The following is a 17,066-nucleotide window of genomic DNA, read 5'->3' on the forward strand; positions in this document are numbered from 1 at the left end:
GGAAATAGTTATGAATAAAAAAAGAATGTGATTTGCAATTATAAGTTCGTTAATTTTTATTGGTTTGATTATTTTAACAATTGTACTATGAACAAAATCAGATATTACAAAAATTAGCGAAGGAGATATGCAAAAAATTGGTAATACTCAAAAGTATAACGAAAAAAATATTGATGAAATTACTATTAAGGCTAATGTTGGTAAAAATACTGTAGTTATGGAAGGAATCATTAGATATTCTGAAGATGGTGTTATCAAAACTGTTCGTTATAGTTCGGAATGAAACCGTGAAGGGTTTAGAGCTTATACTTATAAGGATGGAATAGTAACTAATACATGAGATGAAAATTTCAAAAATAAATTAAAAGGTGGTCTTGTTTCACTTGACCGTGAATTTATTCCAATGTGACAAGCAATGTTAATACAATTAGTACCATGATTATTAATAATGGGAATTGCTGTCTTTATGATTGCTCGATTATCAAAAATGTCTGGTGGAATGTCGGGGGCTAATCCCTTTTCAATGGGGAAAAATAAAGCACGTCAAATTCAATCAACCGTTAAATTTTCTGATGTTGCAGGAATCAATGAGGAAAAAACAGAGTTAGTTGAGTTAGTTGATTATTTAAAAAATCCACAGAAATATTCAAGTATGGGTGCTCGTGCTCCAAAAGGAGTCCTAATGGAAGGACCACCAGGGACAGGAAAAACTTTATTAGCAAAAGCTGTTGCTGGAGAAGCTGGTGTACCATTCTTCTCAATTTCAGGTTCTGAATTTGAAGAAATGTTTGTTGGAGTTGGTGCTTCAAGAATTCGTGAAATGTTTATTGCTGCTAAAAAAGCGGCACCATGTATCATTTTTATTGATGAAATTGATGCTGTTGGTCGAAAAAGAACTGTTTCAATTGGAAGTGGTGCTAATGAACAAACATTGAACCAATTATTAGTTGAAATGGATGGTTTTGGAACTAATACGGGAGTTATTGTTATGGCAGCAACAAACCGAGTTGATGTATTAGACTCTGCTCTATTAAGACCAGGACGTTTTGACCGTCAAATTCAAATTTCATTACCAGATATTAATGAACGAGAAGCAATTTTAAAATTACATGCCCGAAATAAAGCAGTTTCAACAGAAGTTGATTTTAGACGAATCGCAGAAAGAACGCCAGGATTTTCTGGAGCCCAATTAGAGAATGTTTTAAATGAAGCAGCAATTTTATGTGTTCGTAAGAATTTAAAAATTATTACTGTTAATATTATTGATGAAGCGATTGATCGTGTTGTTGGTGGACCAGCAAAAGAATCACGCAAATATTCAGTAATGGATAAAGATATTGTTTCTTATCATGAAGCTGGTCATGCTTTAATTGGTTTACGTTTAGAGGCAGCGAGCAAAGTTCAAAAAGTTACTATTATTCCGCGAGGACAAGCAGGGGGTTATACAATTATGACTCCAAAAGAAGAAACAATGTTTCATAGTAAAGAAAACTTATATGCGACAATTACTGGTTATTTAGGTGGCCGTGCATCAGAAGAAATTATTTTTGGAAAAACAAAAATAACAACAGGAGCACATGATGATTTAGAAAAAGCAACTAATATTGCTCGTCATATGGTTACTGAATATGGAATGAGTTCTTTAGGATTAGTACAATTTGAATCACCAAAAGATGAATATACTGGAACAAGAAAACGCTATTCAGAGGATATTGCAGCTAAAATTGATACTGAAGTTCGCAAAATTTTAGATGATTGTTATGTAACAGCAAAAGCATTAATTGCTGAAAATCGTAGTTTATTAGATTTAATTGCTGAAAGTTTAAAAATATTAGAAACAATTACCGCAGAACAAATTGAATATATTGATAAATATCATAAATTACCTGATGAAGTGATTCGTGAAAAAGAACGTGCAGCAAAGCATAAAGAAAAAGAAGCAAAAGGTGAAATTTTAGAAGTTAAACCAAAAGAACGAAAAAAAGATCACCCAGAAGATGAAAAAAATAATGATCCAAATAAGAAGTAGACTAATTAAGTCTACTTTTTGTTTTACTTTTAACGATGATTATACTATAATTGCAAAGGAAAGAAATTTATAAAGGAGTTTAAAGGAATGGATAAAGTAACGAAAGCAATTAGTAATGTTCATAATGTTAAAATGACAGTTGTTGATGCAACTAAATCATTAAATGATATTATTAAATTACATGCGACTAATCCGCTTGCAACAATTGTGTTATCAAGAGTTGTTTTAGCTACTATTTTAATTGGTAGTGATATGAAAAATGCAACTGATAAAATGACAAGTATTATTAATGGAAATGGTCCAATTGGAACTATTATGGCAGAATATAGTGGTCATAAAGTACGGGGTTTTTGTGCTAATCCACAATTTGATGTTGACCAAATTAATCGTGAACATAATGTTATTTCACAAGTAGTTGGTACAAATGGTTATTTACGAGTGATGAAAGATTTAGGAATGAAAGAAAGTTTCTCAGGTCAAATTGAGTTAATTTCTGGTGAAATCAATTTAGATTTTACTTATTATTTAGCACAAAGTGAACAAATTAAATCAGTTATTGCATGTTCAATTAAAATGAATGAAGATAATACAATTGCAAAAGCAGTTGGTTTTTTCGCTCAATTGTTACCAGAACATAAAGAGGAAGATATTGACTATTTAGAAGAAAAAATTGAAAATTTAGAAAATATTAGTCATAAATTAATTGCTGAAGATAACTTAATTAATATTTTTAAACTCATTGATCAAAATGCTAAAGTGTTAGAAGCTGATGAAGTTAAATTTGAATGTAGTTGCTCATATGAAAAGGCTTTAGAATCAACAAAATTATTAGGCGATGAGCAGCTTAATGAAATTTTAACAAATAATGGTGAAATTGAAATTGCATGTGATTTTTGTCGCAAAAAATATCATATTAGAGCGAGTGATTTAAAAAGTTTACTTAAAGAATAAGCACAAGATATCTTAAATAAGTTGATAAAATTATAATAATTTTGTTATGATATTATTATGATAAAAAATAATTGTAAAATGTATTTTAATATTCAAAGGGGAGGCACAACACAAGATGGCTGAAATTAAAGATGTACCTAATACAGACCAAACAAAACCACATGGGAAAGAAGCTAAAGCAAAAAAACCAAATGACAAGGAAGCAAAAGAAAAAGTTGATTATACTGCCGTTAAAGAATTTAAACAAAAGTTAAAAGAACAAAAGAAACAAACTAAGTTATATTCAAAACGAATTTTAAAAGGGGAAATTATCTCGACAACAAACAGTAAACCAGATACAAGTAAATATGTAATTGAATTAGTTAATGTTAAAAAATCTTATATTACCGGGGAAGTTGAAACACCAGTTTTAAAAGGAATTGATTTAAAGTTAGAAAAAGGAGACTTTATTGTTATTTTAGGTCCTTCTGGATCAGGAAAAACAACGTTACTAAACATTATTTCAGGTTTAGATAAAGTTTCAAGTGGGGATGTTTTTGTTATTGGTTATAACTTATCGTTATTAAAAGATGTTGATTTAACAAAATTTAGACGAGATAATGTTGGCTTTATCTTCCAACAATATAATTTATTAACTAATTTAACTGCTAAAGAAAATGCTGAAGTTGGGGAAAATTTAAGTAAAAATAAAAATAAAGATATGACAATTAAGGACATTTTTGAAACAATTGGAATGGAAGAACAAATGAACAAATATCCTCACCAAATGTCAGGGGGACAGCAACAACGGGTTTCAATTGCTAGAGCATTAGCAAAAAATCCAGACATCTTATTTGGTGATGAACCAACAGGAGCTTTAGATGAAGAAATGGGTCGAAAAGTACTTGAAATTTTAGTTGATGTTAATAAGAAATATAAAACAACGGTTATTATTGTTACGCATAACCCAAATATTGCCGATATTGCTAATACAGTTATTCATGTTCGTAATGGATTAATTGACCAAATTAAGAAAAATGCACATCCAAAGAAACCAAGTGAAATTGATTGATCTTAATCTGTAAAACACATATTAGTGTTTTACATTTTTTTCTACTTGCATTTACAATTTTCAAGATTAAAAATATTTTTAAAAATAATAAAATAATTTTAGAATACTTTAATGAATTATTAAAATTTGTTACAATTAAATAGAAGCTAGTATTCAACTATTTACTTACAAGTAATAATTTATTAAGGAATATTTTTTGTAAGGAGGAAATTGAAATGCCAGATTGTGATTTTTCTTGCCATGCATGCCAATGCTCATGTGCAGGTACAAACAGTGATCACAAATGTTTTGAATGTGATTGTAACCCACCGCATGGTCGAAAATAATATTTTGTTTCTCGTTCTCGAGAAACTTTTTATTTTTCAAAATATATTATATTGACTATAAAAAAGAGGAATTAAACTTAAAAATAGTTTTTTTATTGAATTTATTGTTATTTTTGATTAAGATTTATCTAATGACTGTTAATTAAAGAAGGAATTAGAAAAATGAGAATTGGAAATATTGAAATCAAAGGGCAAGTTTTTTTAGCACCAATGGCGGGAATTACGAATGAAGCATTCCGAATTATTTGCCATGAATTAGGAGCAGGATTAGTTTATGCTGAAATGGTTAGTGATAAAGCAATTTTGCAAAAAAATGAACGAACTTTACAAATGATTAAAGTAAATAAATTAGAACATCCAATTTCAATGCAAATTTTTGGAACGGATATTGAAACCTTTGTTGCAGCGGCAAAATATGTTGACCAACATAGTGATTGTGATATTATTGATATTAATATGGGTTGTCCTGCACCAAAAATTGCAATTAAGTCACAAGCGGGGTCATATTTATTAAAACATCCCCAACGCGTTTATGAAGTTGTTAAAGCAGTTGTTGAAAATGTTACTAAACCGGTAACTGTTAAAATTCGAATTGGTTGAGATGAAGAAAATATTAATTGTGTTGAAATTGCAAAATATTGTGAGCAAGCAGGCGCACAAGCAATTGCAGTTCACGCTCGAACACGAAATCAATTTTATTCTGGAAAAGCTGATTGAAATTGAATTAGTAAAGTAAAAGAAAATGTTGCAATTCCAGTAATTGGAAATGGTGATGTTTTTACTTGCGAAGATGCAGAACGAATGTTAAAAGAGACTGGTTGTGATGCAATTATGTTAGCACGAGGAGCACAAGGTAATCCATGAGTATTTAAACAAATTCAACATTTTTTAGATACTGGTGAAAAAATTGAGCAACCACCATTAGATGAATGACAGAATATTATTTTCCGTCATGCAGAATTATTATTAAATTTAAAGGGAGAACGAATTGCAGCTAGTGAAATGCGGAAAAATTTAGCATTTTATTTTAAAGGAAAACCAGAAGCTACTAGTTATAAAATTCGGGCAACGCAAATAAATACAATATTTGAGTTAAAAACGCTTGTTAATGAATATATTGCCTATTATAATAGTAATATTAGTGTTGCTAAATAGTAAAAAGGAGAATTAAAATGGAGAAACGTAATTTTACAGAGCAAGAGCAAATTAGACGTGATAAGTTAAAAAAGTTGGTTAGTGATGGACATAATCCTTTTATAATTGCCAAGTTTGACCGAACACATACGAGTAAAGAACTTAATGAACAATTTAATCATTTATCAAAAGAGACATTAGCCACAAGTAGTGATAATATGACAGTTAAAATTGCGGGTCGAATTAAAACATTTCGAGAAGCAGGAAAAGCTAGTTTTGCAACATTACAAGATCAAAATGGAATTTTTCAAATTTATGTTCGAAATGATGAAGTTGGTGATGAAAAATATCAAGAATTTATTAATTTTGATTTGGGAGATATTATTGGGGTTACTGGAATAATGATGAAAACAAACACTGGAGAGTTAACAGTGCGAGTTAAAGAATTTGTTTTATTAGCAAAAGCATTACGTGCATTGCCTGATAAATATCATGGAATGACTGATATTGAAGAAAAATATCGTCGTCGTTATGTTGATTTAATTACATCAACAGAAACAAAAGATATTTTTATTAAGCGTAGTAAGATTATTGCTTTAATGCGAGATTTTTTTAATAGTAAAGGATATTTAGAAGTTGAGACACCTGTTTTACAGCCTATTCATGGTGGCGCAGCGGCAAAACCATTTGTAACTCATCATAATACATTAGATATGGATTTTTATTTACGAGTAGCAACAGAATTACCCCTAAAACGGTTAATTGTTGGTGGTTTTGAAGGAGTTTATGAAATAGGACGATTATTTAGAAATGAAGGAATGGACACACGCCATAATCCAGAGTTTACAACAGTTGAAATTTATGTTGCATATCAAGATATGAATTTTATGATGCAATTAACAGAGGATACTATTTGCTACATTGCGAAAAACATTTTAAATAAAAATGAAACAGAATATGATGGAGTAATGATTTCATTTCAACAGCCATGAAAACGTTGACATATGGTTGATGCAATTAAAGAGTTAGTAGGAATTGATTTTTGAAAACCAATGACTTTTGCTGAAGCAAAGAAAATTGCAAAAGAAAAAAAAGTACCAATTGAAAAATTTCATACTTCTGTTGGACATATTATTAATTTATTTTTTGAAGAATTTGTGGAAGATAAATTAATTCAACCAACATTTATTTATGGTCATCCTGTTGAAGTTTCTCCCTTGGCAAAAACAAATGCAGAAGACCCAAGATTTACTGATCGATTTGAATTATTTATTAAAGGGCGCGAATATGCAAATGCTTATTCAGAATTAAATAATCCAGTTGAACAATATGATCGTTTTGTTAGTCAATTAGCAGAACGGGATAATGGGAATGATGAAGCACAAGAATTAGATATTGATTTTATTGAAGCATTGGAATATGGAATGCCACCAACAGGTGGATTAGGAATTGGAATTGATCGCTTAGTTATGTTATTAACAGGACAAGATTCGATTAAAGATGTATTATTATTCCCCCACATGCGGCCAAGAGGAAAATAGGTGATTGTATGGCATTTGGTATTGAAATTGGTTATAGTTCAATTTTAACATTACGTGAAACAGTAGAAGCAATTAGTCTAATTAAACGTGAATTAGTTCGTCGTTTTATTATTCAATTTAATTTATTAAAAGTTGATGCACCTTTAATTACTACAGAAGAAAAAGGACTTAACGATGATTTTCAAATGACAGAACGACCAATTGATTTTGATATTTCACCAACTAATTTAACTGGTGAAATATTTCAGTCACATAATAAATGACGACGAAATGCAATTAAACAATATGAATTGTTAGAAAACGAAGGAATTTTAACAACAGCAATGGTTTTACGTCGTGACATTAAGCAATCAAATAGCCAAGCAGTAAGTTTTAGCGAAATTGGATTTGATTTATTATTGGAAGAAAAAGACATTACATTATTAAAAATTAAAGAAACAATTGATAGAGCAACGAATATTATTAGTGATGTAGAAGATATTTTATTATTAAAATTTCCGCAATTAAATAAAAAATTTAAGAAAAAATTAAATTGAACAAGTCAAATTGAATTGCAAAAAGCAATGCGATTATTAAGTTATCAGGAACGTTTGAATCGATATACAAGAGAAAATGGTGCTACAATTTTATATGGTTTAAAAAATAGTATTACTAATAATACAATTGAAATTAGTGAATCGCAAGATGTTTTTAATTGGGAACTCTATGCGAAAATTTTTGTTTATGATTTTGTGTTAGAAAAAGCTATTTGTATTGGTTATTGTGCTGCTACTGTTAATCGTGATGTTTTAAAAAACCAATTAGCAGTAACAAAAGAAACAAGTAAATTAAGAACAGAATATGATGCAAAAGTAGCAACAAATGACTTGCCAGTTACACTTTCGTTTGGACTTTTTAAGTCACAATTAGATTTATTCTTGTTAGAAAAACAACATATTGGTGAAGTTATTGCTTCGGTTTGAAGTGATGATTTTTTAGAATATGTTAAGAAAAATGGAATTGAAATTTTATAAATGAAAAATTATACGGTAATTATTGTTGCAGCGGGAAAGTCATCACGTTTTAATCAAAAGGACAATAAGTTGTTATATCAACTTAATAATAAACAAACTATTATTGAGCAAACATTAATGTTATTTTTAAACGATCCACTTTGTACTGAAATTATTGTTGGTGTTAGCGAAGAAACTTTAACTTTTTTATTGAAAAAAAATTATCAAGCAAAGAATGTGCAATTTATTATGGGCGGAGCAGAACGAGTTGATACAATTTATCAATGTTTAATTAATCATAAAATTAGTAATGATATTATAATGATTCATGATGGTGTCCGTTGTTTTACGAGCTTAACTTTTATTAATCAATTAAATCAAGTTTTTCAGTCACAAAATTATGAAGTGTTAGTTCCAATTTTGCCAATTACAGAAACCCTTAAAAAGGTTAAAAATAATTTTGTTGAAAAAACATTACCACGAGAAGAATATTTTACAACTCAAACTCCACAAATTTTTAAGGCAGAATTATTATATCAAGTTTATGAAGCATATTTCCAGACGAAAAATAAAACAATAATTTATGATGATAGTTATTTAGTAGAGTTGTTTTCACCAAAAACAAAAATTCATACAATTTATGGTGAAAAACAAAACATTAAATTAACTTATGCTGATGATTTAAAATTATTAAAATTAATAAAATAACTCTTACAATTGAAGGAAATATAAGGTATAATAATTGGAGAGTTAATAATGCTTGAATTATAATTATTAGCTCCTTGTCCGAATAGGACCTAGACCAAAAGGAGGAAAATAAAATGCGTAAATATGAAATTATGTATATATTAAATCCCGAAGCAACTAATTTAGATGAATTAGAAAGTAAATTACACCAAATTTTAGAAGCTAATGGGGGAAAAATAGAAGAACACGGTAAATGAGGAATTAAGGACTTAGTATATCCAATTAAAAAGAAAACAAAAGGATATTATGGAGTATTAATTGTTAATACAACATCAGTAAATATTGATGAATTTGTTCGAATTAGTCATATTGAACAAGATGTATTACGAATTCTAGTAATTAATACAGAAAAAGAAAAAGGATATATTCAATCAACTGTTTATGCAAAAACAGAAGTTAAGAATGATAAACCAGACCGTGATCGTAAACCAGGGAATAGAAAACCTGATTATAAACGTCATGAACAACGTTCAGAAGGTGAAGAAACAAAACCAGAAAATGAACCAACTGAAACAAAAGAATAAGAAAAATTAGGATCGTGCAAGAGTTATGTTAAATCGAGTTTCATTAGTAGGAAGACTAACCCGTGATTTAGAATTAAAAAATTCTGTTAATAGTAAACCATTTGTTGCTTTCACATTAGCAGTAAATAATAATTTTAATAACCAAGCTTCGTTTATTCCATGTTTTGCTTGGAATAAAACGGCAGAAAATATGGCCCGTTATTTAAAAAAAGGATCATTAATTGCATTAGATGGACGTTTGCAAACGAGAACTGATAATGTTAATGGTCAAGTTACAACAATTGTTCAAGTAATTGCTGATATAGTTTCTTTTTTAGATTCAAAAGGGGCTGGTGCTAACATTGGTAGTCCATCAATGCCAATTGCTAATGATTTTAATAACACAACTTTTGAACAATCAGAACCACAAGATGATAATAATATTACTTTTGATGGCGATGATGCAATTTTATGAGATTAAAAAGAAAGGAAAGTAAAAATGAATCCAAAATTTAAACGTTTTAAAAAACAATGTTATTTTACAAAAAATAAAATAACATACATTGATTATAAAGATGTTGAATTATTAAAAAAATTTATTTCTGGTAATGGTCAAATTTTACCAAAACGAGTGACGGGAACAACTGCTAAAAACCAAAGAATGTTAGCAACAGCAATTAAAAGAGCTCGTCAAATGGCTTTATTACCATTTGTTATTGATTAAAAAAATACTTACTTTTGTGAGTATTTTTTCTTTTTTCGTGTAGAATTAATATGATATATATCTAGGCACTAAAAAAAGTTAAGGGATGACATTATGAAACAAAGTCCAAGATTTATTAATGTTTTCAGAACAGAGGCAAAAGAAAAAATAGCAAAAAATCGACTACAAATAATTAAGTATATGCTAATTTGCTTTGTGCCTTTTTTGTATGGTTTTATTTGTTGCTGGGCTTTTTGAAATCCATTAACAAAAATTGGTAATATCCCGATGGCAATTGTTGATAATGATAGACCACCTTGTATTGCCTATGTTGTTCAGAAAAAAGGAACTGATGAAAATAACTTATTAACTTCACCAGCTGTTGAATATTTTAATTCTAGTACATTAGCAGTTTGTCAAGAAAAAGCCCAAGAATGATTTGAAAATAATAAAAAAATTGATAAAGCTCTTTATAAACTGCAATATCGTTATGATAGTATGGTGAATTTATCTGTTACAAATAATAAGTTTTATAATGCTAATACAAAAGCATTAGAATTAGAACAAAACGGTATGACTATTAAATTAAACTATTTGCATGGTAATGAAACTACTTTTAAACCAGTTGACAAATATTGAGCTCAATTACAAGTTAATAGTGGTTTTACAGAGAATATTTTTAAATTAATGCGTGCAATTGGTAATCATAGTCCAACAGAAGTTATTAAAAGTTTAGAATATTTAATGGAAAATATTCCTCAGTTTTGATCAACATATAAACAAAATTTTTTAGCTGGACAAGTGTTATATACTTTTACTCAAATTAAAACTGCTTTGGTTCATTCTGCCTTGCCAGAAACATTAGGCACTTCAATGTTTTGAGCTTTTGCGCAATGAGATGAATCAACGAATACATATTATTTAACTGGCCGTGATTTTAGCAATTATTTAGAAAAAATTTTATTAATTATTGGTCCTAATACTCCGATTGGAAAAATAATCTTAGACTATGTTGAGAAAAATCATTCACAATATTATGAAATTATTAAAAAAACATTAGAATGAATTGAAAGCGAAGGAAAACAATTTATTGATGGTTTTGTTCGTGAGATTTTTCCTAATTTGGATGAACATGTAACTTGACCAAGATATAGTGCAAAAGCTCAGCAAGTAATTCGTGATTGAGCAAATTTAAATTCATCAATTTTTCAAATTCCAGTTCATATTCAAGGTTATCAATATGGTGAATATGGAATTGGCTTAGGTGAATTTTTTATGGCAATTGCAATGTGAGTTGGAGTTTTAATGCAAACATTTATTTTTGACCGTACTTGTCGAACAAAACGAGCCCGTTGATATCAGCACTATTTTTCAAAATTATTATTAATGTTAATTACAACAGTACTTCAAACCACAATTCTTGCGCTTTCATTAGCGGCATTAGGTTATAGTCGTTTGGGAATTAGTTTTGGTTTATTGTATGTTTGATTATTATTTTGTAGTATTATTTTTACTATCATTGAACATGCAATATGATTTGCTCCTGCTGATGGGGATGTTGGAAAATATTTAATTGTTATTTATTTAATTTTAAATTTAACAGCAGGTTGAGGGACTTTCCCAGCCTTTATGCAAGCAACGTTCTTCCATTTTATTTCATTTATTACACCGTTTAAATATGCAATTCATGGAATGGGTAATATTATTTATGGAATTGGAACAGGTGAAGGCTCTTTAGCACAATATCAAACTGAAATTTTACAAAATACTGGCATTTTATTAATTTGGATTCCAATACTATTAATAATTAGTTTAGGGTTAACTTATTTATGACGACAAAAAGAATTATACGGAACTTTCAAACTAAAAGCTTTACAAACTGTTTTATTAGAAAAAAATATTCCAATTCAGAGAAATATTAATCAAACTTTAAGAAAATTATCAGATCAAGAAGTTGAAGGAATAAAAAAACAGATTTTAATTGACCAACAAAATATTTTTGAAAAGCAGCAACTTAAAAAGATTGACAAAATGCAAACAAAATTTGAAGCAACAAAAGATCCAAAATATTTATATCGAATTAAAAAAATTAAAGCAAAAACCTTTACTGTTGAAATAGAATAAACAGATCGAGATAGTATTATGTAAAGATAATTAAGGAGAACAGTTATGGATACCAAAAAAAAATTACCAACTTTTAAAGAAATTTTTAAAAAAGAATGGCATCAACAAACAGCTAAAGATAAAACTCGCATTATAAAATTTATTGCAATTTGTATTGTGCCATTTTTGTATGGTTTCTTTTGTGTTTGGGCTTTTTGAAATCCATTTCTTAAAACTGACCAAATTCCAATGGCAATTGTTAATCGTGATGCTAATTTATGTGTGATTTATAAACCTAAAAATGATAAGGATCAATCAATTGCTAATGCAACAGAAGTTCGTTATTTAACAACAAAAGATGAGGCGACTTGTTTAGCAACGGTTAAAGAAAATGAGATTGCCCGTTATACAAGTATTAGTGATAATGCGATTGTGGGACCACATTATTATGATAAGGAAAATAATAATGTTCAAATTAACATTAGTAGTATTACTTTAAAATTAAATTATTTGAAAAATGAAGCAACTGATTTTAATCCGATTGATAAATATTGAGTACAATTACAAATTCCAGAACATTATTCAAGTCATTTAATTAGTATTTTACGCAACATTGGTAGCGGTGTTTTAGATGCTGATCAGTTTTTGACAGATATTACTTGAATAATAAATAATCCAATTAACCTTTGGGCTACTTATAAACAAAATTTTTTAATTGGTTATTTTGCAACAACATTTACAAATTTGCGAGAAAGTTTTGTTCGCGAAGCAGTTCCGCAATTAATTTTACCGATGCTTTATACAATTTTAGCTAACCCGGATGGTTCAGTTGATCGTTCTGTTTATCAAGAATATATTCAAAAAATTAATACAAAAAATTTAATAGATGAAACAAATAAATTAGTAACAGAAGGGAAACTAACTACAGAACAAGGAAAAATTATTAATTCCTTATTAAAGGTTTATGGAATTGTAAAGGGGAAAATGCTTTCATTTATTTTTGGTGCAGAAAATGTTGTTAGCAAAGAAAAATATTTTGCGAATAGTGATGAGTTAGGGAAACATTTAAAAGATATTGGTAGCATAATTGATATTCCATATAATGTGCAAGGTCATGAATATAACCAGTATGGAATTGGTTTGGGTGAATTATTTATGTTAATTGGTATTTGAGTTGGTTCTTTAACACAAACATTTGTGTATGACCGTAAAGGAAGAACTAAAAATACTTTGTTTTATCAACACTATTTTAGTAAATTGTTATTAATGTTATTAACATCTTGGATTCAAGTGACATTAATGATGCTTTCCTTATTAATCTTAGGGTTCGGTCAAATTGGACCAGTTTATGCTTGACTATGGTTATGACTCTTATTTTTAGGCTCAATTTTCAATATTATTATTTGTTCAATTTGATTAGCAGTTCCTGATGAAATGTTGGCGCGTTTTATTGCTGTTGTTTATTTAATTATTAATTTATCAGCAGGTTGAGGGACTTTCCCATCCTTTATGCAAGGAAAATTCTTTGATATTTTATCCTATATAACACCATTCCGTTATGGATTACATAATATTGGTACAATAATATATGGTTTATCATCTCCAACAATTGTAGGAATTAGTGAATATCAAACTGAAATTATTAAAAATATGGCAATTTTATTTATTTGAGTTATTATTTTTGCTATACTAGGATTAGTAGGAACCTATTATCGTTTTTTAAAAATAAAATATGGAACATTCAAGATAAAAGTAATTTATCAAGCAATGAATCAAATTGATAGTATTAAAGATTATAAAAAAAAATACTAGTACATTAAATTACTTGACAAAAGAAGAACAAACTTTAATAAAAACAGAGGTTTTTGCACAATTAGCAACAAAACAACAGAAGAAGAAAATAAAAAAACAACATAAATAATTAATTTTATTTTTAAAATATTAAATATTGTATTTTTTCTTATTGATGATAGTTTTAAATGTATTCTTAAACTATCAATTTCTTCTAAGAAAGGATATTCCAAATGTATTTCAATTTATTATTTAGTTCAGGCAATAATAATCCATTGCATGATTTTTTATCAATTTCAACTTGACAATCACTTGTTAGCATCCTTATTTTCTTTGGAATAATGGTTTTATTATGATTTTGAATTAAAAAAACAAAAATGCGATTTATTTTTCGCGTTTTATTAGGATTAGCAATTGGTTTAATTTTTGGAATTACTATTCAAGCAATTAATGGTTTCCCATATAATACAACTGAACCATCAGGATCAATGATTAATCCAGTGATTCCAGATCCAAATGATTCGGGAAAAACTATTCCAAATAATATTTATGTTTTATGAGTACATGAGTTTTCAATTTGAGTTAATTTATTTAGAATGATTTTCTTAAATGCAATTTTATTGATGACTGTTCCTGTTGTATTTTTAGCAATTGCAAGAGCTGTTTCAAAACCAGGAAAAGATGTATCTTCGCGAAGAGGAACTATTATTACAATTACTATTTTATTATTAAATGTTGCAGCAATGTTTATTATTTCATTATTTATTGGGATTGCATTTAATATTGGTAATGGCTTTACAATTTCAGGAAGCGGAAGTTATGATAAGGATGCATCAAAGCCATTGCCAGAAATTATTTGGAATTATGTGCCTTCTAATTTTGTCCAGCCATTTCTTTTAGGAACAATTCTTCCTGTAATGGTAATTGCTGGTTTAATTGGGTTAGCTGTTAAGAAATCAACTAAGCGACATCCAGAAGATATGCAAAAGATTCGTGATGGTTTTGACCGTTGATGAACAATTATTATGTCATGTTTAATGTTTATTATTAAATTAATGCCATATGCTGTAATGTCAATGATTACTTATGCTATTATTTCGCGACCAATTGGATACTTAGCACAGATTGGAATTGTTGTTGGAGTTGGGTACTTATGTTTAATAATTGCTTTAATTTGGCATTCATTGTTATTAACATTGTCAGGAGTAAATCCATTTAAATGATGGAAGTTTGCTATCAAGCCGGTAATTCAAGGGTTTACAACTCAATCTTCTAATGCAACATTACCCTTAACAATGGAAGTTTTAAAAGATGATATGAAAGTAAAAGAAAATCTTGTCGGGATATCCGCTCCTTTAACCACAACGATGGGTTTAACTGGTTGTGCAGGTGTACAAGCAGGGATTATTGTTTCTTTTATTTCAACAGCTGGTTTATATGATTTAACTGTTGCTAATTTCTTTATTGTTTTATTGGTAGTAGTTGTAGCTTCGTTAGGAATTGCTGGTGTGCCAGGAACAGCTAGTGTTGTTACTGCTGGTGTTTTAGGAGGAATTGGTTTAGGAACTTTATATGTGCCAGTTTATGCAATTATTGGGGCCCTAGATGGCCTATTTGATATGGGACGAACAAGCGTCAATGTTGCTGGGGGGCTACAAGCAACAACAATTGCGGCTCGGTTAACTAATTCATTAGAAAATGAAGACTTAATTCTTTTTAAATGATCAAGATTGCGAAGAAAACGAAATCGGGAAAAAAAGAAAAAACAAGAATAAAGGCGGAGTCCTTTATTTTTATTTTAGTAATCTAAGGTTATAATATTACTATAGAAGAAAGTGAGTTGAAAAATATGAAAGTAATAGTAATAGGTGGTTCAACAGCTGGAATGACAGCAGCAAGTAAATTAAAACGGATGTTAAAAAATGATGTTGAAATTATTGCTTACCAAAAGTTTCAATACCCATCATTAGGAGCTTGTGGAATCCCTTATTATGTTGGAAAACATTTTGACAATGCTGAAAGAATGATTGCACGAACTGTTGAAGAATTTCAAAATAATGGGATTCTTGTTAAAACTAGTTGCGAAGTAACACGCGTTGATTTTAAAACAAAAACTATTTATGGAATTAACTATAATACAAACCAAGAATTTATTGATAATTATGACAAATTAATTATTAGTGTTGGAGCAACACCACGTCGTCTAAATTTAGCAGGAGAAAATGCTACAAATGTTTTTACAGGAACAACATTAGAAGCAGCAGTTGAATTACGTTCGCGTTTAAAAAAAGTAAAAAATGTTACTATTATTGGTGGAGGATTTATTGGACTAGAATTTTGTGAAAGTTTTGGCTTGGCAAGAAAAAGAATTACATTAATTGAAGCTGATAAATGAATTTCACGAAAGTTACTTGATGAAGATATGGCACAATTATTAGTCAATGATTTAGAAAAAAAAGGAATTAAAGTTAAAACAAATACCAAAGTAACGGAGTTTGTTGTTGAAAATAATAAGGTAACAAAAATTAAATTATCACCACAAGAAGAAATTGCAACAGATTTAGTATTAGTTGCAATTGGAGTTGTGCCGGCAACTAAGTTTTTGAAAACAACAGATTTAAAAATGAATGAATTTGGAGCAATTTTAGTGAACAGCCAATTTGAAACAAATATTAAAGATGTTTATGCTGTAGGTGATTGTGTGATGACAAAAAATATTATTGATAATAAATTAAGTTATATGTCATTAGCAACAATTGCAGCCAAAAATGGCAAGGTTCTCGGTAATATTTTAGCAGGAAAGAAGGACCATTTTCCTGGAGCAATTGGAACAAGTATTATGCAGGTTTTTGAAAGTGAAATTGCTCGAACAGGATATACAAAAGAACAGGCAATTTTAAATGGTTTTAATGCCAAAGAGATTGTTGTAAATGGGACAGATCACACACACTATGTTGCTGATGCTAAGCCAGTAACAATTAAAATAATTTATGACCAAAAAAATAGGATTATTGTTGGAGCACAAATTTTTGGTTATAATAAGGCTAGTTTAAGAATCAATGCTTTAATTCCAATTATTTGGACAAAAACTAAAATTGGTGAAATTGAATATTTAGATTTACCATATTCACCTCCTTTTGCAAAAAGTGTTGATGTATTAAACGTTGCTTTAGCAAAAATTAATGAGTAATAAAA

General features: G+C 28.8%; 14 protein-coding genes. All 14 read left to right on the top strand.

Features of this window, described 5'->3' with window-relative positions; genetic code table 4:
• Positions 1-10 precede the first annotated feature (10 nt).
• The 14 genes from ftsH to SPM_RS02425 all read left to right on the top strand — a co-directional run bounded on the left by ftsH (position 11) and on the right by SPM_RS02425 (position 17,061).
• The gene (ftsH, locus tag SPM_RS02360; protein WP_004028033.1) at positions 11-2,029 is read left to right on the top strand and encodes an ATP-dependent zinc metalloprotease FtsH; all 2,019 of its coding nucleotides are present in this window, start codon (positions 11-13) and stop codon (positions 2,027-2,029) included.
• Positions 2,030-2,116: 87 nt separating this feature from the next.
• Positions 2,117-2,980, top strand: coding sequence for an Hsp33 family molecular chaperone HslO (locus tag SPM_RS02365; RefSeq protein WP_004028034.1), 864 nt, complete (start codon positions 2,117-2,119; stop codon positions 2,978-2,980).
• Positions 2,981-3,095: 115 nt separating this feature from the next.
• Complete coding sequence (locus SPM_RS02370; RefSeq protein WP_004028035.1) at positions 3,096-4,037, top strand: ABC transporter ATP-binding protein; 942 nt, start codon at positions 3,096-3,098, stop codon at positions 4,035-4,037.
• A gap of 482 nt (positions 4,038-4,519) precedes the next feature.
• Positions 4,520-5,512, top strand: a complete 993-nt coding sequence (dusB, locus tag SPM_RS02375; RefSeq protein WP_004028036.1) for a tRNA dihydrouridine synthase DusB — start codon at positions 4,520-4,522, stop codon at positions 5,510-5,512.
• A 17-nt stretch (positions 5,513-5,529) separates the two neighbouring features.
• Complete coding sequence (gene lysS / locus SPM_RS02380; RefSeq protein WP_004028037.1) at positions 5,530-7,032, top strand: lysine--tRNA ligase; 1,503 nt, start codon at positions 5,530-5,532, stop codon at positions 7,030-7,032.
• A gap of 8 nt (positions 7,033-7,040) precedes the next feature.
• On the top strand, positions 7,041-8,045 hold the full coding sequence (locus tag SPM_RS02385) for a class-II aminoacyl-tRNA synthetase family protein (protein ID WP_004028038.1): 1,005 nt from the start codon (positions 7,041-7,043) through the stop codon (positions 8,043-8,045).
• Positions 8,046-8,732 (top strand): IspD/TarI family cytidylyltransferase, encoded by a 687-nt coding sequence (locus tag SPM_RS02390; protein ID WP_004028039.1) that lies wholly within the window; start codon positions 8,046-8,048, stop codon positions 8,730-8,732.
• Between the two features lie 113 nt (positions 8,733-8,845).
• Positions 8,846-9,295 (top strand): 30S ribosomal protein S6, encoded by a 450-nt coding sequence (gene rpsF / locus SPM_RS02395; RefSeq protein ID WP_004028040.1) that lies wholly within the window; start codon positions 8,846-8,848, stop codon positions 9,293-9,295.
• Positions 9,296-9,320: 25 nt separating this feature from the next.
• Entirely contained in the window at positions 9,321-9,755 is a 435-nt protein-coding gene (locus SPM_RS02400; protein ID WP_004028041.1) for a single-stranded DNA-binding protein, read from the top strand.
• An 18-nt stretch (positions 9,756-9,773) separates the two neighbouring features.
• Positions 9,774-9,998 (top strand): 30S ribosomal protein S18, encoded by a 225-nt coding sequence (gene rpsR / locus SPM_RS02405; RefSeq protein WP_004028042.1) that lies wholly within the window; start codon positions 9,774-9,776, stop codon positions 9,996-9,998.
• A gap of 93 nt (positions 9,999-10,091) precedes the next feature.
• Positions 10,092-12,101: an ABC transporter permease gene (locus SPM_RS02410; RefSeq protein WP_004028043.1), complete on the top strand. Its 2,010-nt coding sequence runs from the start codon at positions 10,092-10,094 to the stop codon at positions 12,099-12,101.
• A 45-nt stretch (positions 12,102-12,146) separates the two neighbouring features.
• Positions 12,147-13,892, top strand: coding sequence for a hypothetical protein (locus tag SPM_RS02415; RefSeq protein ID WP_004028044.1), 1,746 nt, complete (start codon positions 12,147-12,149; stop codon positions 13,890-13,892).
• A 212-nt stretch (positions 13,893-14,104) separates the two neighbouring features.
• Positions 14,105-15,646 carry a dicarboxylate/amino acid:cation symporter gene (locus SPM_RS02420; protein WP_004028045.1) on the top strand — a complete coding sequence of 514 codons (1,542 nt, stop codon included), beginning with the start codon at positions 14,105-14,107 and terminating at the stop codon, positions 15,644-15,646.
• A 74-nt stretch (positions 15,647-15,720) separates the two neighbouring features.
• Positions 15,721-17,061: an FAD-dependent oxidoreductase gene (locus SPM_RS02425; RefSeq protein ID WP_004028046.1), complete on the top strand. Its 1,341-nt coding sequence runs from the start codon at positions 15,721-15,723 to the stop codon at positions 17,059-17,061.
• The last annotated feature ends 5 nt before the right edge of the window (positions 17,062-17,066 follow it).

This window comes from Spiroplasma melliferum KC3 (assembly GCF_000236085.2).
Taxonomy (GTDB): Bacteria; Bacillota_I; Bacilli_A; order Mycoplasmatales; family Mycoplasmataceae; genus Spiroplasma; species Spiroplasma melliferum.